This is a genomic window from Duganella sp. S19_KUP01_CR8 (assembly GCF_036688705.1).
In the GTDB taxonomy this organism is placed as follows: Bacteria; Pseudomonadota; Gammaproteobacteria; order Burkholderiales; family Burkholderiaceae_D; genus Rugamonas.
This window is the reverse complement of record NZ_JAQQPR010000034.1, coordinates 18774-38983: the sequence shown is the minus strand read 5'-3', so window position 1 is coordinate 38983 and position 20210 is coordinate 18774. Positions and strand designations below refer to the sequence as shown.

Annotated in this window: 18 protein-coding genes; 7 read left to right on the top strand and 11 right to left on the bottom strand. The window is 65.5% G+C overall.

The genetic code is table 11. The annotated features are described in order from the left end of the window. Window positions 1-25: 25 nt before the first annotated feature. The 5 genes from V6M89_RS26465 to V6M89_RS26445 form a co-directional block, all read right to left on the bottom strand. Window positions 26-1669, bottom strand: a complete 1644-nt coding sequence (locus V6M89_RS26465) for a methyl-accepting chemotaxis protein (protein ID WP_332856004.1) — start codon at window positions 1667-1669, stop codon at window positions 26-28. Window positions 1670-1884: 215 nt separating this feature from the next. Beyond that, window positions 1885-2400, bottom strand: coding sequence for a GNAT family N-acetyltransferase (locus tag V6M89_RS26460; RefSeq protein WP_332856003.1), 516 nt, complete (start codon window positions 2398-2400; stop codon window positions 1885-1887). Then, window positions 2397-2918 (bottom strand): GNAT family N-acetyltransferase, encoded by a 522-nt coding sequence (locus V6M89_RS26455; protein ID WP_332856002.1) that lies wholly within the window; start codon window positions 2916-2918, stop codon window positions 2397-2399. Before V6M89_RS26455 ends, V6M89_RS26460 begins: the two co-directional genes overlap by 4 nt. A gap of 27 nt (window positions 2919-2945) precedes the next feature. Continuing rightward, complete coding sequence (locus V6M89_RS26450) at window positions 2946-4241, bottom strand: amidohydrolase family protein (protein WP_332856022.1); 1296 nt, start codon at window positions 4239-4241, stop codon at window positions 2946-2948. Window positions 4242-4266: 25 nt separating this feature from the next. Next, window positions 4267-4518: a DUF2164 domain-containing protein gene (locus tag V6M89_RS26445; protein ID WP_161089874.1), complete on the bottom strand. Its 252-nt coding sequence runs from the start codon at window positions 4516-4518 to the stop codon at window positions 4267-4269. Between the two features lie 261 nt (window positions 4519-4779). Here V6M89_RS26445 and V6M89_RS26440 point away from each other — a divergent pair, with 261 nt between their 5' ends. From V6M89_RS26440 to V6M89_RS26425, 4 genes are all read left to right on the top strand, one after another. Beyond that, window positions 4780-5508 (top strand): phasin family protein, encoded by a 729-nt coding sequence (locus V6M89_RS26440; protein ID WP_332856001.1) that lies wholly within the window; start codon window positions 4780-4782, stop codon window positions 5506-5508. 168 nt (window positions 5509-5676) lie between these two features. Continuing rightward, window positions 5677-7443: an ATP-binding cassette domain-containing protein gene (locus V6M89_RS26435; protein ID WP_332856000.1), complete on the top strand. Its 1767-nt coding sequence runs from the start codon at window positions 5677-5679 to the stop codon at window positions 7441-7443. Then, complete coding sequence (locus V6M89_RS26430; RefSeq protein ID WP_332855999.1) at window positions 7433-9235, top strand: ABC transporter ATP-binding protein; 1803 nt, start codon at window positions 7433-7435, stop codon at window positions 9233-9235. Before V6M89_RS26435 ends, V6M89_RS26430 begins: the two co-directional genes overlap by 11 nt. Before the next feature lie 192 nt (window positions 9236-9427). After that, window positions 9428-11578 (top strand): tetratricopeptide repeat-containing diguanylate cyclase, encoded by a 2151-nt coding sequence (locus V6M89_RS26425; protein ID WP_332855998.1) that lies wholly within the window; start codon window positions 9428-9430, stop codon window positions 11576-11578. Between the two features lie 3 nt (window positions 11579-11581). On the opposite strand, the gene V6M89_RS26420 is transcribed toward V6M89_RS26425, so the two are convergent. From V6M89_RS26420 to V6M89_RS26410, 3 genes are all read right to left on the bottom strand, one after another. Beyond that, window positions 11582-11926: an apolipophorin gene (locus V6M89_RS26420; protein WP_332855997.1), complete on the bottom strand. Its 345-nt coding sequence runs from the start codon at window positions 11924-11926 to the stop codon at window positions 11582-11584. An 84-nt stretch (window positions 11927-12010) separates the two neighbouring features. Next, window positions 12011-12478, bottom strand: coding sequence for a cache domain-containing protein (locus tag V6M89_RS26415; RefSeq protein ID WP_332855996.1), 468 nt, complete (start codon window positions 12476-12478; stop codon window positions 12011-12013). Between the two features lie 42 nt (window positions 12479-12520). Next, window positions 12521-12967: a hypothetical protein gene (locus V6M89_RS26410; protein WP_332855995.1), complete on the bottom strand. Its 447-nt coding sequence runs from the start codon at window positions 12965-12967 to the stop codon at window positions 12521-12523. 163 nt (window positions 12968-13130) lie between these two features. Here V6M89_RS26410 and V6M89_RS26405 point away from each other — a divergent pair, with 163 nt between their 5' ends. After that, window positions 13131-14207 (top strand): hypothetical protein, encoded by a 1077-nt coding sequence (locus V6M89_RS26405; protein WP_332855994.1) that lies wholly within the window; start codon window positions 13131-13133, stop codon window positions 14205-14207. Window positions 14208-14273: 66 nt separating this feature from the next. On the opposite strand, the gene V6M89_RS26400 is transcribed toward V6M89_RS26405, so the two are convergent. Next, window positions 14274-15218, bottom strand: coding sequence for a LysR family transcriptional regulator (locus V6M89_RS26400; RefSeq protein ID WP_332855993.1), 945 nt, complete (start codon window positions 15216-15218; stop codon window positions 14274-14276). A gap of 107 nt (window positions 15219-15325) precedes the next feature. On the opposite strand from V6M89_RS26400, the gene V6M89_RS26395 reads away from it, so the two are divergent. Further along, window positions 15326-16165 carry a phytanoyl-CoA dioxygenase family protein gene (locus V6M89_RS26395; RefSeq protein ID WP_332855992.1) on the top strand — a complete coding sequence of 280 codons (840 nt, stop codon included), beginning with the start codon at window positions 15326-15328 and terminating at the stop codon, window positions 16163-16165. Between the two features lie 94 nt (window positions 16166-16259). Beyond that, complete coding sequence (locus V6M89_RS26390; protein WP_332855991.1) at window positions 16260-17075, top strand: TIM barrel protein; 816 nt, start codon at window positions 16260-16262, stop codon at window positions 17073-17075. A gap of 3 nt (window positions 17076-17078) precedes the next feature. Here V6M89_RS26390 and V6M89_RS26385 read toward each other — a convergent pair whose 3' ends face one another. Further along, complete coding sequence (locus tag V6M89_RS26385; RefSeq protein ID WP_332855990.1) at window positions 17079-19019, bottom strand: CHASE domain-containing protein; 1941 nt, start codon at window positions 19017-19019, stop codon at window positions 17079-17081. Between the two features lie 12 nt (window positions 19020-19031). Further along, entirely contained in the window at window positions 19032-20144 is a 1113-nt protein-coding gene (locus V6M89_RS26380) for an HD domain-containing phosphohydrolase (RefSeq protein WP_332855989.1), read from the bottom strand. Window positions 20145-20210: the final 66 nt, after the last annotated feature.

Below are 20210 nucleotides of genomic sequence, written 5' to 3'. Positions count from 1 at the left end.
TTTTCGCGCTTGCACTTGAGCGGTGTCAAACGGCGCCGTGGCCGGCCACTTGCAATAGCCGGCGCGGCGCCGCCACCGCCGCATGGGACGACGGCCCCTGGCCCTGCAGTTTGAACACGCTGACCGCCGCCGACAGGCCGGCCGCCTGTTGCTCCAGCGCATCGGCCGCGGCGGCGGCCTGCTCCACCAGCGCCGCGTTCTGCTGGGTCACGCTGTCCATCTGGCTGATGGCGATGCTGATCTGTTCGATGCCGTCGCGCTGCTCGCCGCTGGCGATCGAGATCTCGCCGATGATGGCGGTCACGCGCTGCACGCTGGCCACCACTTCGCCCATGGTCTCGCCGGCCTGGCCGACCAGCCGGCTGCCCGCCTCCACCCGGCCCACCGAATCGCCGATCAGTTCCTTGATCTCCTTGGCCGCCGCCGCCGAGCGCTGCGCCAGGTTGCGCACCTCGGAAGCGACCACCGCGAAGCCGCGTCCCTGTTCGCCGGCCCGCGCCGCTTCCACCGCCGCGTTCAAGGCCAGGATATTGGTCTGGAACGCGATGCCGTCGATCACGCCGATGATGTCGACGATCTTGCGCGACGATTCATTGATCGAGCCCATGGTGCGCACCATCTGCTCGACCGCGTCGCCGCCCCTGGCCGCCACGCTGGAGGCGGTGTCGGCCAGCTTGCAGGCCTCGGCCGCGTTGACGTTGTTCTGTTGCACGGTGGTGGTCAGCTCCACCATCGCGGCCGCCGTTTCCTCCAGCGAGCTGGCCTGCTCTTCGGTGCGGCCCGACAGGTCCAGGTTGCCGGCGGCGATTTCCACCGCCGCGCCGTGGATGGCGTCGGTGCCGACGCGGACCTTGCCGACGATGTTGCTCAAGTTTTCCTGCATGCGTTTGAGCGCGCCCAGCAAGGCGCCGATCTCGTCGGTGCTATTGATGTGCACTTCGCTGCTCAGGTCGCCGGCGGCCACGGTCTCCGCCATGTCGACCGCCTCGTTCAGCGGCACGGTGATGCTCTTGATCAGCCATAGCACCGTGGCGCAGCCGACCACCAGCGTCACCAGCAGCGTGATGCCCATGGCCAGCATGGCGCGCGCGTGCTCCGCCTTGTTCTCGTCCTCCATCTCGACGATCAGGCGCTGCGATTCCTTGCCGATGAAGGCGACGATGTCGTCGATCTTCTTGGTCGGTTCGCGGTCCATGCCCTTGACCAGCGCATCGACCACATGGGCGCTGTCCTGGTTGGCGGAGTCGTATTTCTGCAAGGCCGACATATAGCGCTTGACCAGCTCGTTCTGGGTGGCGATGGCCTCGTCCACCAGCGGCGTTTTCAAGTTCAGCTTGGTCAGCAGCGCGTTCAGCTTCTGCAGTTCGCCGCGCGTGGTTTCGCCGCCCTTGACGAAGGCCTTGCTGTATTTGTCGAAATTGGCCGTATCGTTGCCGCGCAACAGAGTGTTCTTCCACTCCTGGACCTGGATCTTGAATTCGACCTGGGCGCTGCGCGCCATGTCGATGGCCTGGGTCAGCGCTTGCATGCGTTGCATGGCGGCGGTGTTGCCGGCGTTGCTGGAGTCCAGCGCGCGCCAGCCGCCGGTGGCGACGATCAGCAGCGCGACAAAGAAGAAGCCGCCCAGCAAACCCAGCCGCACGCCTATCTTGAGATTGGCGAGTTTCATGAGTTGCCCTTTCGGTAAAAATTCAATGCCTACAAGAGGACTGGCGCGCAGTTTTCACCGCGCGGTCGTATGACTTATATTTTTGAATTGCTGCCGTTTTTTGGGGAACAAGCAACTTTTAATTCTTGGTTCCATCATGCGCCCACGCGCAAAAAAATCCAAGCAGACTTGCTGGAAATTCTATCGAATTCCCACAGTTGCAACGAACCAAGTAATTAATCCTGAAACTCGATGCTGTAAATATTGGTAGGACGCTCACCCGGCGGCAAGTACCTGACCTCGACAAACTCCAGCCCCAGCTTTTGCAGCAGGCCGATGGAATTGCTATTCGCCGGCGAGGTGATGCCCAGCAGGCGCTTCATGCGCAGCTGGTCGCGCGCATAGGCCACCACGGCGGCGGCGGCCTCGTAGGTGTAGCCCTGGCCGAACCATGCCGGCCGGATCGCATAACCGATATCGACGTCGTCCAGGGTGTCGCGCTTGATCAGGCCGCACAAGCCCAGCGGCACGCCATCGCTCTTGCGCTCCATCACGTACAGCGAATGCCCCAGCTGTTGCTGCATCACGCACGGTCCTTCGAGGATGGCGGCGCGCGCACCTTCGACACTGCGGATGCCCTTGTCGCCGATATGCTCCAGCCAGGTCGGGTCGTTGACCAGTTCGTAGTAAAACGCGGCGTCATCGACGTCGATGGTGCGCAGGGTGAGGCGTTCGGTGTCGAGTATTTTCATGCGTCGGGCCAATGGGAGGGATCGTCCAGCAACTGGTACATGACGTAGACGTCGACATACCCGAGATGGGCGTGATAATAGGCACGCGGCAAGGTGCCGACGATGGAGAAGCCGAGCTTCTTCCACAACAGCACCGCCGCGACGTTGGAGCTGACCACGTAGTTGAACTGCATCGCCAGGTAGCCCTGCGCGCGGGCGCGGTCCAGGCAATCGCCGCCCATCAGCTTGCCCACGCCCACGCCCTGCGCCGCCGGGCTGACCATGAACGAGGCGTTGGCCACGTGCGAGCCGCGGTCGCGCTGGTTGGCGATCAGGCGGTACATGCCGACCAGGCGGTCGCCGTTCAGCAGGGCCACATACGATTGAACGCCGGGACCGAACCAATACGCATGGCAATCTTCGCGGCTGGTGTCGGCGGCGAAGTAATACGTGTCGCCGCTGGCGATCAGTTCCTGGAAGATTTCCCACATGGCGCCGAAGTCGGCTTCCGATGCGGGACGGATGGCGATTTCTTTCAAAGCGGCTCCAGGCGGATTAAACAATGTTCAATTGTCATGGATTTCACGTGACAAGTCCAGCCGGAAGTCGACCGTCCGCGGCCGGCCCGGCAAGTCCAGGCGCGCCTGCGCGCGCGGCGCTTCGGCGATCACCTTGCCGCGCCGCATCACCATGCGCCGCGCCGCGCGCAGGCGGATCGCCTCCACCGGATCGGCCGCGTCCAGCAGCACCAGGTCGGCATGGCAGCCGACCGCCACGCCGTAGTCGCGCAGGCCGAGGATGCGGGCCGGCGTCGCCGTCACCGCCTGGTAGCAGGCGCGCATGGCGTCCTGCCCGGTCATCTGCGCCACGTGCAGGCCCATGTGCGCCACCTCCAGCATGTCGCCCGAACCCAGGCTGTACCACGGGTCCATCACGCAGTCGTGGCCGAACGCCACCTCGATGCCGGCCGCCAGCAGCTCCGGCACCCGCGTCATGCCGCGCCGTTTCGGATAGCTGTCGTGGCGCCCCTGCAGCGTGATGTTGATCAGCGGATTGGCGATCGCCGCCACGCCCGCCTCGCTTATCAGCGGCAGCAGCTTGCTGACATAATAGTTGTCCATCGAATGCATGGAGGTCAGGTGCGAACCGGCCACGCGGCCGTGCAGGCCGAGCCGGTGGCTGTGGTAGGCCAACGTTTCGATATGGCGCGACAGCGGATCGTCCGACTCGTCGCAATGCATGTCCACCATCAGGCCCTGCTCGGCGGCGAATTCGCACAGGACGCGCACCGATTCGGCGCCGTCGGCCATGGTGCGCTCGAAGTGCGGGATGCCGCCCACCACGTCGACGCCCATGCCGATGGCGCGCTTCAGGTTGGCCAGCGCGGTCGGGCTGCGCAGCACGCCGTCCTGCGGGAAGGCCACCAGCTGCAAGTCCAGGTAGGGCGCGACCAGCCGCTTCACTTCCAGCAGCGCCTCCACCGCCAGCAGGCGGTCGTCGCAAATGTCGACGTGCGAGCGGATCGCCAGCAGGCCGCGCGCGGCGGCCCAGTCGCAATATTGCAGCGCGCGGTCGACCAGCGCCTGCTGGGTCAGGTGAGGCTTGAGCTCGCCCCACAGCGCTATGCCTTCAAGCAAGGTGCCGGAGGCGTTGACGCGCGGCAGTCCGTAGCTCAGCGTGGCGTCCATGTGAAAATGGGCGTCGACAAACGGCGCGCTGAGCAGGTCGCCGCCGGCGTCGATTTCCTGCGCGCCCTTGAGTGGCAAGGCCGCGCCGATGGCGGTGATGCGGCCGCCGTCGATGGCGACGTCGACGCCGCGTTGTCCGTCGGCCAGGTTGGCGTTCCGTATTACCGTCTCGATCACCGCATCCATCCGCGCTCCCGGCTTATTTTTTGGTCCAGTATGAAAACTCCGACTCGTAGCAGACCGTTTCGATCTCCGCGATCTTGTCCTGCATCGCCGCCTGGGCGTCGAGGATGGCCTGATTGTAGACAGACGGGCCGATTTCACGCAAACAATAATCGAGCAGCAAGCGCGCCTTCAGCTCGCCGACCTCTTCGTCCATGTTTTCGGCGCAGTAGCGCTGGATGGATCCCAGCAGGCGTTGCTCGACTTCCTTGTTCAGTTTGATGGCCATGCGTTTCCTTTTTTCATAGAATTGAATAACTTGTTGCGGCGCACTAATTCAGACTTTTTTTTCCTCGGCGCATTGCGATACATCAAGATCCGGCCGAATTGTGTCCATCCGGCATGTTTCCTTGTTGCGGGCTTTGCGACATGGCAGAAAAAATAACTTTCCAAGCCTAACTTTCACCGCTAGAATGGGCATATTGCAATGCATCATAATGCGCGCAGCGTGTACAGCTTTACCGACATTTTAATCGTCTCAGGAGAAACCATGTCTTCGATCACCGAACAGTTTTCCGCAGCTACGAAGTCCCAGTTGGAAGCCCAATTCAAGATCTTCAACACGTTTGCCAGCACCGCCGTCGACAGCGCGGAAAAGGTCATCGCGCTGAACATCAGCACCACCAAGGCTTCGGTGGAAAAATCGTCGGCCGCCGCGAAGAAGCTGCTCGAAGCCAAGGACCCGCGCGAGTTCTTCAGCCTGAGCTCCGCCGAACCGGCCAGCTTCGACAACCTGCTGGCCTATGGCCGCGAGCTGTACAGCATTGCCTCCGGCATCCAGAGCGATCTGATCCAAAGCACCCAGAACACCATCAAGCAAGTGAGCGACCTGGCCGCCGCGCCGGTGACCGCGCTCAAGGCCAGCCCCAAGCCTGCTGCTCCTGTTGCTGCTCCTGCACCGGTTGCTGCCGCACCGGCCCCGGTCGCCGCCGCCCCGGCAGTGGTGGCGCCGCCGGTAGTCGTCACCGAGGTCGCAGCGTCGGCCAACGAAGCGGTCGCCACGCCGGAAGCCAAGGTCGCCAAGGCCGAGGTCAAGCCTAAAGCCGCGCCGGTCGAAGTGAAGGTTGCCGCCGCCAAGCCAGCATTCCCTGCGCCACCGGCCAAACCGGTGGTCGCTGTCGAAGCCAAACCGGAATTGAAGTCGGTGCCGTCCGCCAAGGCCAAGCCGGCCGCCGGCAAGCAGCTCGACATGCTGAGCAGCACCAAAGCCAAGAAGTAAGACTCACACCGGCATCGCCACCGCCGTCATTCCCGCGCACGCGGGAATCCATAGACTGCATCCGTAGCAATTCAGCATGGATTCCCGCTTTCGCGGGAATGACGCACTGCCGGGCACGTCCGGCGAGCATGTTGTATCCTAGCGCCCTACGCGCTAATCCGAGGCAACATGTCTAAACTTTCCAGGCTGATCGGCGGCTTCGTCCGCCAGCACAGCCGCGCCTATGCCGTGTCCGGCGTCATGCTGGCCGGCGTCGCCATCCTCACCGTCTGGGTGCCGCGCAAGGTCGGCTTCATGATCGACGGCCTGGCCGCCCACACCTTGGGCGGCGACGCCCTGCTGAGGGAAATCGGCTGGCTGCTGCTGACCGGCGCCGGCATCTACTTCCTGCGCGTCGGCTGGCGCCAGATCCTGTACGGCGCCGCCTACCAGCTGGGCGTGTCGCTGCGCACCCGCCTGTACACCCGCCTCACCCTGCAAGGCCCGGCCTTCTACCAGCGCCAGCGCACCGGCGACCTGATGGCGCTGGCCACCAACGATATCGACGCCATCGAAATGGCCGCCGGCGAAGCCATGCTGGCCGGCTTCGACGGCGCGCTGACCCTGGTGATGGTGCTGGGCGTGATGCTGCTCGGCGTCGACTGGCGCCTGGCCTGCATCGCGCTGCTGCCCTTCCCCTTGATGGGCTGGGCGTTCTGGTATATCTCAGGCCATATCCACACCGCCTCCACCGATTCGCTCAAGCGCTTCAGCGCCCTCAACGACCATGTGCAGGAAACCCTGTCCGGCGTGCGCACCCTGCGCGCGCTGGGACTGGAACAGCGCAGCGCCCGGCAGTTCGGCGAGCTGGCGCAGCAGGCGTCCAACGCCAGCCTGCGCGCGCAGGTGTGGGAGGCGGCCTATGAACCGGCCGTCGGCCTGACCCTGACCGCCGCCGGCGGCCTGACCTTGGGCCTGGGCGGCTATCTGGTCTGGCAGAACCAGCTGACCATCGGCGCGCTGACCAGCTTCACCATGTACCTGGGCCAGCTGATCTGGCCGATGTTCGCCGCCGGCTGGGTGCTGTCGCTGATCGAGCGCGGCAAAGCCGCCTGGCAGCGTTTGCAACCGATGCTGGACGCGCCGCTGGCGGTCGACGACCACGGCACCTTGGCCACGGTGGCGCCGGGCGCGCTGTCGCTGCAGGACGTCAGCTACGCATATCCGAGCCAAGGCGAGGGCCAAAGCGCGGCCGCGCTGAGCGGCATCACGCTGGAACTGAAGCCGGGCCAGACCCTCGGCCTGGTCGGCCCCACCGGCTGCGGCAAATCGACCTTGCTGCGGGTGCTGCTGCGCCAGCTGACGCCGCAATCGGGCAAGGTGCGCTGGAGCGGCCACGCGCTCGATGAATACAAGCTGCACGCGCTGCGCGCCGCCATCAGCTGGGTGCCGCAGGAGTCCTTCCTGTTCTCGGCCTCGATCGCCGACAACATCGCGCTGGCGCGCCCCGGCGCCACCCGCGCGCAGGTCGAACACGCGGCCAACCTGGCCGCCATCCACGACGACATCCTGCAATTCGCGCAAGGCTACGAGACCGAAGTCGGCGAGAAAGGCATCACCCTGTCCGGTGGCCAGCGCCAGCGCGTCGCCATCGCCCGCGCGCTGCTGGCCGATAACGACTTGCTGCTGCTGGACGACGCCCTGTCCGCCGTCGACACCGGCACCGAAACGCGCATCCTGCAGCACCTGGAAGAACTGCGCCAGGCCCGCAACGGCCGCAGCGCCGTCATCGCCAGCCATCGCCTCAGCGCGGTGGTCAACGCCGACCTGATCGTGGTGCTGCGCGAAGGCCGCATCAGCGAAACCGGCAGCCACGAACAACTGCTGGAGCAGGACGGCTGGTATGCCAGCCAGTGGCGCTATCAACAATTGGAAGCCAGTCTCGATGCCGACTAAGCCTGAACAGATTTCCGCGCGCCGCCAGACCTGGCAGGCGTTCTCCCTGCTGCGGCGGGCCGCCCTGCCCGACCAGCACCACCTGGGCTGGGCCGTCATGTGGCTGGTGCTGGCCGCGCTGCTCGAAGTGTCGGGCCCCATCATGGGCAAGGCGCTGATCGACGAGCACCTGCTGCCGCACCACCTGGACTGGCCGCGCATGGCCGGCCTGCTGGCCGGCGTGGTGCTGACCGGCTGGATCGCCAGCGGCCTGCGCTACCTGCAACTGGTGCGCCTGTCCGGCCTGGCGATGCGCTCGGTGATGCGGCTGCGCGAGATGGTCTACACCCACGTGCTGCTGCTGCCGATGGCCTTCTTCGACCGCGCCATCACCGGCCAGCTGGTCTCGCGCGTGACCAACGACACCGAAGCCGTCAAGACCCTGTACATCCAGGTGCTGTTCGTGATGCTGGACTCCACCATCGTGCTGGTCGGCACGGTGGCGGCGATGGCCTGGCTGGACTGGCACCTGATGCTGATCGTGCTGGCGCTGCTGCCGGCGGTGCTGCTGATCGTCTGGCTGTACCAGCGCTGGAGCGCGCCGGCCGTGACCCGCGCCCGCGCGCTGCGCAGCGACATCAACGGCCAGATGGCCGAATCGATAGGCGGCATGAGCGTGCTGCAGGCGAACAACGCCGAGGCCCGCTTCGGCCAGCGCTTCGCCACCACCAACCAGGACCACTACACCGCGCGCCTGGCCGAGCTGCGCGCCAACGCCTGGCTGCTGCGGCCGGCGCTGGACATGTTCAACATCATCCTGCTGGCGGCGGTGATCTACCTGTTCGGCCAGCGCGAGATGACCGCCGCCGAAGTGGGCATCCTGTACGCCTTCATCAGCTACCTGGCGCGCGTGATCGAGCCGCTGATCCAGATCACCATGCAGTTCAGCCAGCTGCAGCAGTCGGTGGTGGCCACCGCGCGCGTCGCCACGCTGCTGGACGAGGCCACCGCCACCGAGCACGCCACCCAAAGCCACGACGCCGGACTGGCCACCGCGCGCGCCGCCGCCAACGACTCGCACGCGCCGGCGGTCGCCATCCGCCACCTGAGCTTCGCCTACAACGAAGGCCAGACCGTGCTGCACGACCTGTCGCTGGAGATCCCGCAGGGCGCCTTCGTCGGCATCGTCGGCCACACCGGCAGCGGCAAGTCCACCTTGCTGTCGCTGCTGCTGCGCTTCTACCCGGTACGGCACGGCAGCATCGCCATCCACGGCATGCCGCTGGACGCCATCGCCAACGAGCGCTTCCGCGCCGAAGTGGGCCTGGTGCCGCAAGACCCCTTCCTGCTGGCCGCCTCGGCCCGCGAGAACATCGACATGGGGCGCGGCCTGACGCAGGCGCAGATCGAGGCGGCCGCCCGCGCCGCCCACGCGCACGACTTCATCGCCGCGCTGGAGCAAGGCTACGACACCGCGCTGGGCGAAGGCGGCTCGCGCCTGTCGGTGGGGCAGAAGCAGCTGATCGCCATCGCCCGCGCGCTGGCCGGCCGGCCGCGCATCCTGCTGCTGGACGAAGCCACCTCGCACATCGATTCGCAGACCGAGCAGATCGTGCAGACCGCGCTGGACGAGTTGCGCGGCACGGTGACGGTGATCGCCATCGCCCACCGGCTGTCGACCATCCGCGACGCCGACCGCATCATCGTGCTCAATCACGGCCGCATCGCCGAGACCGGCCCGCACGAGCAATTGATGCAGATAGCCGGCGGCCTGTACCAGCGGCTCTACCTGCTGCAACAACTGGCGGCCTAGCTTTCATCTTCTGACAACATTACCAAAACTACTGCTACCCAAGTGGCAATATCGATCACTTTATTGCCAATGACGCCATGAATTGTGTGCGATTTTGCGTGAAAAATCGCAATTCCACGGGCTTTCTCGTCTGCAACAAGAATATAATTGTCTAGACACTTTGCATGCGCAGTCGACAACCGGGAGCGTCAGTTGGCAGGTTTTAGAAATGGTGGGTGGCTAGTCCGCGCCAGACTGCGCGCCGTCGCGGTCGCTGTAGCACTCGTCCTGTCGCCGGCGCTGGCGGGCGCCGAAACCGAGCCGTCCTCGCTGTACGCGCGCATCATCGACGTGCGCGAACAAAGCCGCTTCGTGCCGGAAAAAGCCCTGATGCAGCTGCTCAAGCTGCAAACCGAGGCGGCCGGCGCGCCGCCCGCCACCCAGGCCGAACTGCTGAGTCAACTCAGCGTCGCCAATATGCGCGCCGGCAAGAACGACGCCGCCATGGCCGCCGCCGACCAGCTGATCGCCTACGGCAAATCCCTGCACGACGACACCATCGTCGCCAAAGGCATGATGGCCAAGAGCTATGTGCTGTTCGACCGCGCCGATGTCGACGCCGCCCACCAGCTGTCCTTCGACGCCGAAAAAATGGCGGCCACCAGCAGCAACCTGGCCCTGCGTTCGCAGGTCGCCGTCACGGCCGGCCAGTCCTACGCCGAAATGGGCAACTTCCCCGCCGCGCTGGCCAAGCTGCAAACCGGCGTCGACATCGCGCGCCAGGTCACCGACGATCCGGTGATGCTGTTCGGGGCGCTCAACGCGCTGGTCAATCTGTACACGCAGATGAAGGAATACGACAAGGCCGCCGCCGCGCTCGACGAGCTGCTGAGCGAGACCGAGAAGCTGCGCTCGCCGGGCCGCATGGCGATCGCCAAGATCACCGAATACGGCCTGGCCATCGATTCCGGCCAGCCCAAGCGCGCCTTGCGCGCGCTGCTGCAAAGCCTGGACCTGGAGCGCAAGCTGGGCGCCGAGCGCATGATAGGCATGACCCTGGTCAACCTGTCGGACAGCTACCTGAAAGAACACGACTATCCGCGCGCGGCCCAGTATGCGAACGAGTCGCTGCGCTCGACCCAGCTGACCAACGACAAATCGGTGGAGGCGACGGCGCGCGTCAACCTGGGCCAGGCCTACCTGGGCATGGGCCGCATTGCCGAGGGCAAGAAGCAGTACGAAGCCGGCATGGCCCGCTACGAGCAGGAGAACAACAAGCCCGATCTGCAAGCGGCCCTGCGCGAATATGGCGAAGCGCTGGAACGGGTGGGCGACCTGGCGGGCGCGGTGTCGGCCTACCACCGCGAGCGGGCGATCTCGAACGAGCTGTTTGAGAAGCAGCGCCAGCAAACGGTGCTGGAGATGCAGGCCAAGTACGAGACCGAAAAGAAGCAGCGCCAGATCCAGCTGCTGAGCAAGGAGAACCAGGTCAAGGGCGCCGAGATCGACAACCGCCGCCTGCAGCAGCGCGTGTGGTGGCTGCTGGCCCTGGTGTTCGCGCTGGCCTCGATGGTGGTCGGGCTGTTGTACCGCAAGGTGCGGCACGCCAACGCCCAGCTGGAGGTCAAGAACCTGGAGCTGAAGGCGCAGTCGACGCTCGATCCACTGACCATGCTGTACAACCGCCGCCACTTCCAGGACTTCATGCGCGACATGATCCATGCCGACAAGCCGCTCACGGAAAAGCGCACGCTGCACGGCGACGATATCGTCGGCGCCCTGTTCCTGCTGGATGTCGACCACTTCAAGAACATCAACGACCGCTACGGCCACGCGGCCGGCGACGCGGTGCTGAAGATGATCGCCGAGAACCTGCGCGTGGTGCTGCGCGAGACCGACATGATCGTGCGCTGGGGCGGCGAGGAATTCCTGGCCTTCCTGCCAACGATACCGCGCCATGGCGTCGACGAGATCGCGCGCCGCATCCTGGTGGGCATCTCGTCGCAGATCATCCGCTACCAGGAGCACGAGATTTCGGTGAATGTGTCGGTGGGCTTTGCGCCGTTCCCGCTGGCGCCGGCGAACGAGCCGCTGCCGTGGGAGCGCGCGGTCAACCTGATCGACATGGCGCTGTACCTGGCCAAGTCGCACGGCCGCAACCGCGCCTACGGCGTGCGCGGCTTCGAGAACTTCCACCAGACCTCGATGGAGGCGATCGAGCAGGACCTGGAAAGCGCCTGGCGCGCCGGCTTTGTGGATTTGAGCGTGGTGCTGGGCGGCGAGCCGGAAACGCCGCCGCCGTCGCCGTCAGAGCACAGCAACGTGGTGCCGCTCAAGCACGCGGCCCACAAGAACAGCCACTGACGCTTACTTGGCGGGACTGGACGCTTCGCGTTCGCGGGCTTTTTCCTGCATCTTTTCGCCGGCCTGCTCCAGCTTCTTGCCGGCTGCCTCGGTGGCCTGATTGAGCTTGTCGCCGGCGGCGTCGGTGGCCTTGTTGATTTGCTGGCTGGTTTCCTTGGCGGCGTCGGTGATCTGCTGGTTGGCCTGTTGCGCGGCTTCGGTCAGCTGGCGGCCGGCCTTGTCGGTGGCCTGGTCGAGCTTGCGGCCCGCCGTCTCGGCCGGACCGGCGACACTGTCATCCTTCTTCTGGCAGCCGCCCAGCAGCGCCAGCACCACCAAAGCGGCAGCCGCGCCACGCATCGTTGTCATCGTCGTCATCATTGTCTCCTCCAGGAATTAAACATTCCTGACAGCATACAACGCGCAGCCAGCGCGCAGCGCACGACAGACGGCTTATTTGTAGATGCCCACGCCGATGACGTACTCGCCGACTTTTTCGACGTAGGTGTTTTTCTCTTCGAGGTTTTTGCTGATCGAGTTCGGCCACATGTACTGGACCCAGCCCTTGCCGGCCGGGCTGCTGCCGATCTTGAGGAATTCCTTGATCGGATAGACGCCGCCGGCGCTCAGCTCCATCAGGTTCTTGTTGACCATCTTGGCGTTCTGGCCGTGCGCCAGCGCCACGCCGGCCTTGTCGAACATGAACACGTACAGGTCGCCCTGGATGAAGTCGCCCTTGGGATCGTTGAACGCGGCCACCGCCTTGTCCTTGCCGTTCTTTTGCAGATACTCGCCGGCGCGCTTGACCATCGCCACCGCCTCGTCGGCGGTGCCGCGCTTGGGCGCGTCCTGCGCCGTGGCGGCGCCGGTCAGGCTCAGGGTCAGTGCGGCGGCAAACAGGAACTGGAACAGATGCTTCATCGTGTGTCTCTCCGTTGTTATCGTCGCCGCGGCTGCGGCCTGTCAGGTGATCTTTTTGGGCGGGGGCGGGGGCGCGAAGACGATGGTTTCCGATTCCGGCGCGCTATCCATCGCGTCGGAAGCTTCCAGCCATTTCATCAGCTTTTCCATGCGGCGGATCAGGATGCCCTTGCTGCTGATGTAGCCCACCTGCTCGAAATTCTCGGGCCGGCTCACCATCTTGGAGACGGTCGGCAGGTTCTCGGCCAGGCGCTCGAAGGCCTTGCGCGCCTTCTGCTCCCACTTGACCAGGTTGGCCTCGTTGAAGCGGTTGCTTTCGTAGTAGATGGTCAGCGTGCGGTCGTGATTGCCGAAGCCGACGATCGCCGCCCCCTTGCGCACCGTTTCCAGCACGTCGTCCTTGATGTTCGCGGTAGGCACGAACAACGCGGCGCGGCCGGTGGTGTCCGGTCGCTCCAACGGCAAATCCTGTCCCATTATTACGCTCATCACGCTTCCTGTTGTTATCGCCGGAGTTGCTGTTAGGCTATATTTGTGATTCTATATCGCGTCCCTGCCCAATACAAGGAGAAACCGCGCCGGCGTAGCGCCACGGGTAATGGGGCGGCTTCTGCCTTTATAATGCGGGCTGATCCCTTTTTACCGCCGCGCCATGACGTCGTCTTCTTCGCCCCCTCCTTCTGCCCCAGAAATCTCCCGCTACGGCGCCATCCCCGAGCACGCGGTCGATACGGCGGAACGCAATCTGCGCGACACGCTGGCCGTGGCGATCGAACACGCGGCCCCGCAGGCGGCGCTGATCGTCTACGACACCCGCAGCGACCTCAACCGCGCTTTGACCGAAGCCTACCGCCGCGTGGTGCCGGACGCCGACTTCGTCGATTTCGACAGCACCACGCCGGAACAGGTGCTGGCCGCCTTCGCCCGCATGCACGCCGGCGACCTGGTGGTGCTGATCCAGTCCACCAGCTTCCGGCTGGAAGCCTTCCGCATCCGCATCGAATTGTTCAAGCGCGGCCTGAAGGTGATCGAACATGTGCACCTGTCGCGCATGCCGGACGAGCAGGGACTGCACTACATCGCCTCGCTGGCCTACGACCCGGCCTACTACCGCGGCGTCGGCCACGCGCTCAAGACGCGCATCGACCGCGCCCAGCACGGCGTGGTCGACAGCGGCAACGGCGAGCGGCTGGTGTTCGGCTCGCCGTTCGAATCGGCCAAGCTGAATATCGGCGACTACAGCGGCATGAACAACATCGGCGGCCAGTTCCCGCTGGGCGAAGTGTTCACCGAGGCGCGCGACCTGGAGGCGGTCAATGGCCGGGTGCGGATTTTCGTGTTCGGCGATACCTCGTTCATGGTCAACAAGCCGGAGACGCCGGTCACGCTGATCGTCGAAAAAGGCCGCGTGGTGGGCGCCGACAACGCCACGCCGGAATTCGACAACATGCTGGCCATCATCCGCGCGCACGAGGGCGAGGTGTGGCTGCGCGAACTGGGCTTCGGCATGAACCGCGCCTTCTCGCGCGACTGCATGGTCAACGACATCGGCACCTTCGAGCGCATGTGCGGCATCCACCTGTCGCTGGGCGCCAAGCACGGCGTGTACGCCAAGCCGCAATTCAAGCGCAAGGATGCGCGCTACCACGTCGACGTGTTCGCCGTGACCGAGGCGGTCTACCTCGACGATGAACTGGTCTACCGCGACGGCGCCTGGCAGGTGGCCTGACCCCGCACTGCGGCCAAAAGGGGTCTGACCCCGTACGGGGTCAGACCCCGGCGTCCGGGTTGCGGGCTAACTCTCAAGCAAGCCTGCAGCCGCCAGCTCCCGGTCCCACGGCGGCACCGGCTGGTATTCGGCCACCAGGAAATCGATCAGCGCCCGCACCTTGGCCGACGGTTGCCGGCTGGCCGGATACAGCGCGCTCAGATGATTGAGCGGCAGCTCCCAATCGGCCAGCACCGGCACCAGCGAGCCCTCCAGCAGCGCGCGCCACGCCAGGAAGGTCGTGTTGTAGACGATGCCCAGCCCGCGCTGCGCCGCCTGCTGCAACACCAAGCCATTATTCGCCGTGAACGCCGCCTGCACCCGCACCGACTGCCGCTCCTCGCCGCGCGTGAAATGCCACTGCGTGCCGTCGGTCAGGTGGCTGAAATGCAGGCAGCGGTGCTGGTGCAGGTCCTGCGGCGTCTGCGGCACGCCGTAGCGCGCCAGGTACGCCGGCGACGCGCACAATACGCCCCGGCACGGCGCCAATGGCCGCATGGCCAGCGCATGCACGTCCGGGATGCCGCCCACCCGTATCGTCAAATCGAAACCATGCTCGATCGGATCGAGCAGCGCGTCATCCACGTACAGCAAGGGCGACAACTGCGGATGCGGTAAAGAGAATCGCGCCACCGCGTCGGCCAGCCACTCGCTGCCGAAACTGGACGGCGCCTGTATCCGCAAGGGTCCCGCCAGTTCGGCGCCGGCCTGGGTGGCCTGGCTCAGCGCCCGCGCCGCCTCCTGCGACTGCACCACTGTCGCCATGCACGGCGCCAGATAGGCCTGGCCGGCGTCGGTCAGGCTCACCTCGCGGGTCGAGCGGTGCAGCAGGCGCGCCTGCAGCTTGTCCTCCAGCTGCAGGATATGCTTGCTGACCATGGCGCGCGTCAGCCCCAGGCGGCGGCCCGCCTCGCTGAAGCTGCGCTGCCGCGCCACCTCGATAAAAATCTCCATCGCACGTAATTGATCCATATCATATTGTCTTCATTCTGGAGACAATGTGTCAACCCTTTGCGGATTGTTTGGCTCCGGCGCGCGGCCTACAATGGCACATCGAATCATGCCCTATGGAGCCTGCCATGCTGACAGACGCACAAAAACAACAATATCAACGCGACGGCTACATCGTCCTGCCCAACTTCAAGACGCCGCAGGAGATCGCCGCGCTGCGCGCGCGGGCGGCGCAGATTGTCAATGAATTCGACCCGAACGCCAAGACCGGCATCTTCAGCACCGTCGAGCAGGAAAAGACCACCGACGACTACTTCCTCGGCTCCGACAACACCGTGCGCTGCTTCTTCGAGGAAGAGGCCTTCGGCCCGGACGGCCAGCTGAAACAGGACAAGGCGCTGTCGATCAACAAGATCGGCCACGCCATGCACGACCTCGACCCGGTGTTCCGCGCCTTCTCCACCGACGTCCGGCTGGCCGCCGTGGCGCGCGACCTGGGCCTGGCGGACGCCCAGGTATGGCAGTCGATGTACATCTTCAAGCAGCCCGGCATCGGCGGCGAGGTGCGCTGGCACCAGGACGCCACCTACTTCGACACCAACCCGGTCAGCGTGACCACCTTCTGGTTCGCGCTGGAAGACGCCACCCTGCAAAACGGCTGCATGTGGGCCGAGCCCGGCGGCCATCGCGGCCCGATGCGCGAGCGCTTCCTGCGCAACGGCGACGACGTGCGCATGGAAAAACTGAGCGACCTGCCTTGGCCGGACGACAGCACCGCCGTGCCGCTCGAATGCAAGGCCGGCAGCCTGGTATGCTTCCACGGCCTGCTGCCGCACTACAGCGCGCCGAACCGCTCGGCCGTCTCGCGCCACGCCTACACGCTGCACGTGACCGACGGCGCCACCGAATACTCGCCGCAGAACTGGATACAGCGCGACGCCGCCTTCCCCGTCCGAGGATTCCTTTAACGTCATTCCCGCGCATGCGGGAATCCATACTGAGCCTGAGCGCACACAGCCTATGGACTCCCGCCTGCGCGGGAGCGACAGGCTAACGACAACTATGCAAATTCAAATTTTCGCCGCCCACTGGGGCAACAACGAACTGGCGCCGCAAGTGTTCATCGACCGCGTCAAGCAAGCAGGCTTCGACGGCATCGAAATGTCGCTGCCGCTGGACGCCGCCGCCCGCGAGGACTGGACCGGCCGCATCGCCGCCGCCGGCCTGGGACTGATTGCCGCCCAATGGGAGACCGTGTTCCACCCGACCTTCGAGCCGCACCGCGCGGCGCTGGCCGAGCTGCTGCACAACGCCTGCGCCGCCCGGCCGCTGCACGTCAACTCGCACACCGGCAAGGACTACTTCACGCCGGCGCAGAACCTCGAACTGCTGGAACTGGCGGCCGCCATCTCGCGCCAGCACGGCGTGCCCATCGTGCACGAAATCCACCGCAGCCGTTTCAGCGGCCACCCGATGCTGCTGCTGCCCTACCTGCAGCAGATGCCGGAGCTGCAACTGACGGCCGACCTCTCGCACTGGTGCTGCGCCTGCGAATCGCTGCTGGAAGACCAGCCGCACACGCTGGCCGCGACGCTGCCGCACGTGCGCCACATCCACGCCCGCGTCGGCCACCCGCAAGGGCCGCAGGTGGCCGACTTCCGCGCGCCGGAATCGCAGGCCGCGCTGGAGGCGCACCTGTCGTGGTGGGATGAAGTGATACGACTGCGCCGCGCCGCCGGCGCACCGCGCATGACGCTGACGCCGGAATTCGGCCCGGTGCCGTACACGCAAACGCTGCCCTACACGCAGAAGGAAATCTCCAACGCCTGGGAGCTGAACGTGGCGATGCTGGAACTGCTGCGCCGCCGCTACAGCTGAACGCTAGAGCGGCAGCGCCGGATCGGGAGGCGCGCCCTCCGGCGCCCGCATCGGCAGCACCAGCGTGACGGTGGTGCCCCTGCCGGGCTCCGATTCGACCCGTATGGTCCCGCGCAGCATGCCGGTGACAATGTTATAAACGATATTCATCCCCAGCCCTGAACCACCCTGCCCCATCTTGGTGGTGAAGAAGGGATCGAAGACCTTGTGCAGCGTGCTGGCCGACATGCCGACGCCGTTGTCGGCGAAGGTCAGCTTCACCGTATCGACCTCCTCGCGCAACGCCTCGATGACGATGGCGCCGCTATCGCGGCCGTCGAAGCCGTGCAGCAGCGCGTTGCCGATCAAATTGCTCAGCACCTGGCTCAAGCTGCCCGGATAGGAATCGAACTCCAGCCCCGGCGGCACGTCGACGCGCACCTCGCACCCGCAGCGCCGCAGCTGCGCCGCATAAGTGGCCAACGTATCGTGCACCACCTCGTCGAGCCGGAAGCGGCGCCGCTGGCCGCTGGCCTGGTCCACCGCCACCTGCTTGAAGGAGGTGATCAGGTCCGCCGCCCGCGTCAGCGAGCTGCCCATGATGTCGCAGGCCTTGCGGGCGTCGCCCAGGTGCGCCTCCAGCACCGAGCGTTTCAGGCCGCCGTCGGTGGCCAGGCGCCGCTCGAAATCGCGCACCATGTCGCTCAGGGCGCTGGCGGTCAGCAGGCTGTTGCCGATCGGCGTATTCAGTTCGTGCGCCACGCCGGCCACCAGCGCGCCCAGCGACGCCATCTTCTCCGACGTCAGCAGATTGGTCTGCGCCTGCTTCAGCGTTTCCGCCACCACCGACAGATCGCTGCGCGCCTGCTCCACATTGCTCTTCTGCCGTTCCAGTTCGGCCAGGCTGTATTCCAGTCCGTGTTTGGCGTCGATCACGCGCCGGGTCGACACCAGCAAGGCCGCGATCAGAGCGCTGATGATCAGCCCAACCACGCCGATCAGCAGCACCGGCAACGGCGCACTGCTGTAGCGCGCGCCGGCATATCCTTCAACGCGCAACTGCCAGCGGCGCTGCCCCACCATCAGCGCCTTCTGCGACGACAGCCCGTCCAGCGGAACGCCGCGCGGCTGGCGGATCGCGGCCAGGGTGGCGCTGTCGTACAGCAGCGCGTCGGCGCCGGCCGGCTGGCTGTCCTTGCTGTCGTAGTAGCCGTCGTCGTCGATGCGCACCCGCATATGCTCCAGCAACGGCGCATCGATCACCTCGCGCATCAGCGTGTTGACGCGGAAAACGATGGCGACAAAGCCGAACAGCGCGGCCTGCCGCTGCTCGGCCGTCTGCAAGGGCAGGCCGGCGCGGTAGAGCGGCGCGCGCGCCACGAAGCCCGGCTGGCCGCTGGCGTCCTGCACCAGCGTGATGCGCTCGGTGGCGACGATCTCGCCGGTGTCGCGGCCCAGCTCCAGCGCCTTCAGGTGCGGCGGCAGCGCGCCCAGGTCCAGGCCGAAGGCGTTCTCGTTGCCCTTCAGCGGCTCGGTGTATTCGATGATGTAGTGCTGGCTGCGGGCGCTGGCCGGGTGCACCTTGAAATCCGGATAGCCGCCGGCCTCGATGGCGGTATCGCCCTTGACGGCGGCGCTGAACGCGGCCAGCTGCGCATCCGGCACCACCCGCACGAACTGGATCGCCTGGAAGCCGGGATAGCGCCGGTCCAGCCTGAGCTCCGCCACGAAGCGGTGAAAGCGCAAGCGGTCGATGCGGTCTTCCAGCGCGTACATGCCCTTGATACCGAGCAGCACGTCGAAATAGGTTTGCAGCCGCACCTCGGCGTCGCGCGCCACCTTGTCGGCATCGCGCTGGAAGTTCGCCTGCACCTGCTGGCGCTGCGTCACGACCACGAAATAGCAGGTCGCGGCAGTGAGGAATATGCCAAGAAAGAACGCCAGGTAGCCGCGCGATCGTTTCATATGGCGTGGTCTCTAGCTCGCGATATCCGGCGCCGCGGCGCCCGGCGCGTGGTCGCTGTAACGCTCGGCGATGGCCATGAATTCTTCCTCGATGGTCAGCATGGCGTCGACCACGTCGGGATCGAAATGCTCGCCGCTGCCCTGCCGTATCATCTCCATCGCCGTCTCGTGGGTAAAGGCCGGCTTGTAGACCCGCTTGGAGATCAGCGCATCGTAGACGTCGGCCACCGCCATCAGCCGCGCCGACATCGGGATCGCGTCGCCCACCAGGCCTTGCGGATAGCCGGAGCCGTCGTACTTCTCCTGGTGCGACCAGGTGATCTCGCGCGCGTAGCGCAGGAAGGTGTTGGTGTAGCCCAGGTGGTGCTCGACGTTGACGATGGCGTCGCGCCCGTACACGGTGTGCAGCTTCATGACGGCGAATTCCTCGTCCGTCAGGCGGTCCGGCTTGAGCAGGATAGCGTCCGGAATCGAAACCTTGCCGATGTCGTGCAGCGGCGCGGCCTTGAACAGCGACTTGATATTGGCCTCGCTCAGCTCCTCCTCGAAGCGCTTGTGCGATTGCAGCTGGCGCCCCAGCGCGGCGACGTAATGCTGCACGCGGCGCAGGTGGTTGGCGGTTTCGTATTCGCGCGTTTCGGCCAGCGAGGCCAGCGCCCAGATCATCGCGTCGAGCATCTGGCTCAGTTCCGCCGTGACTTCCTCGACCACGTGCTCCAGCAGGTTGCGCTGCTGCTTGAGCAGTTCGCGCGAGTGGCGCAGTTGCAGCTGGGTGTCGACCCGCGCGCGCAGCACCTCGCCGACGATGGGTTTCAGCACGACATCGGCGCCGCCTTCCAGCATGGCGCGCCCCTCGTCGGCCTGGCCTTGCAGGAAGATGACGGGAATGTCGGCCGTGTCCGGGCTGGACTTGAGCTGCTGGCACACGCTATAGCCGTCCATGTCCGGCAGCGCCGTGTCCAGCACCACCAGATGCGGACGCGGCACCTGCTGCATGACGGCCAGCGCGGCGGCGCCATTGTTGGCCAGCTTGACCTCGTACTGGTCTTGCAGCAGCCCATGCATCAAGATCAGGTTGTCCGGCGCCTCGTCAACGACCAGCACGATGGCCTTTTTGATGTTCATCCGCCACTACTCCCTGGGATTGGTCTCTATCGCTAGCATGATAGATGATAACCGCCGACGGAATTT

Coding starts and splice junctions, on each gene's coding strand:
- V6M89_RS26465 (WP_332856004.1), bottom strand. CDS start 1,669: ATGAAACTCGCCAATCTCAAGATAGGCGTGCGGCTGGGTTTGCTGGGC.
- V6M89_RS26460 (WP_332856003.1), bottom strand. CDS start 2,400: ATGAAAATACTCGACACCGAACGCCTCACCCTGCGCACCATCGACGTC.
- V6M89_RS26445 (WP_161089874.1), bottom strand. CDS start 4,518: ATGGCCATCAAACTGAACAAGGAAGTCGAGCAACGCCTGCTGGGATCC.
- V6M89_RS26440 (WP_332856001.1), top strand. CDS start 4,780: ATGTCTTCGATCACCGAACAGTTTTCCGCAGCTACGAAGTCCCAGTTG.
- V6M89_RS26435 (WP_332856000.1), top strand. CDS start 5,677: ATGTCTAAACTTTCCAGGCTGATCGGCGGCTTCGTCCGCCAGCACAGC.
- V6M89_RS26430 (WP_332855999.1), top strand. CDS start 7,433: ATGCCGACTAAGCCTGAACAGATTTCCGCGCGCCGCCAGACCTGGCAG.
- V6M89_RS26420 (WP_332855997.1), bottom strand. CDS start 11,926: ATGACAACGATGCGTGGCGCGGCTGCCGCTTTGGTGGTGCTGGCGCTG.
- V6M89_RS26415 (WP_332855996.1), bottom strand. CDS start 12,478: ATGAAGCATCTGTTCCAGTTCCTGTTTGCCGCCGCACTGACCCTGAGC.
- V6M89_RS26410 (WP_332855995.1), bottom strand. CDS start 12,967: ATGAGCGTAATAATGGGACAGGATTTGCCGTTGGAGCGACCGGACACC.
- V6M89_RS26405 (WP_332855994.1), top strand. CDS start 13,131: ATGACGTCGTCTTCTTCGCCCCCTCCTTCTGCCCCAGAAATCTCCCGC.
- V6M89_RS26400 (WP_332855993.1), bottom strand. CDS start 15,218: ATGGATCAATTACGTGCGATGGAGATTTTTATCGAGGTGGCGCGGCAG.
- V6M89_RS26395 (WP_332855992.1), top strand. CDS start 15,326: ATGCTGACAGACGCACAAAAACAACAATATCAACGCGACGGCTACATC.
- V6M89_RS26390 (WP_332855991.1), top strand. CDS start 16,260: ATGCAAATTCAAATTTTCGCCGCCCACTGGGGCAACAACGAACTGGCG.
- V6M89_RS26385 (WP_332855990.1), bottom strand. CDS start 19,019: ATGAAACGATCGCGCGGCTACCTGGCGTTCTTTCTTGGCATATTCCTC.
- V6M89_RS26380 (WP_332855989.1), bottom strand. CDS start 20,144: ATGAACATCAAAAAGGCCATCGTGCTGGTCGTTGACGAGGCGCCGGAC.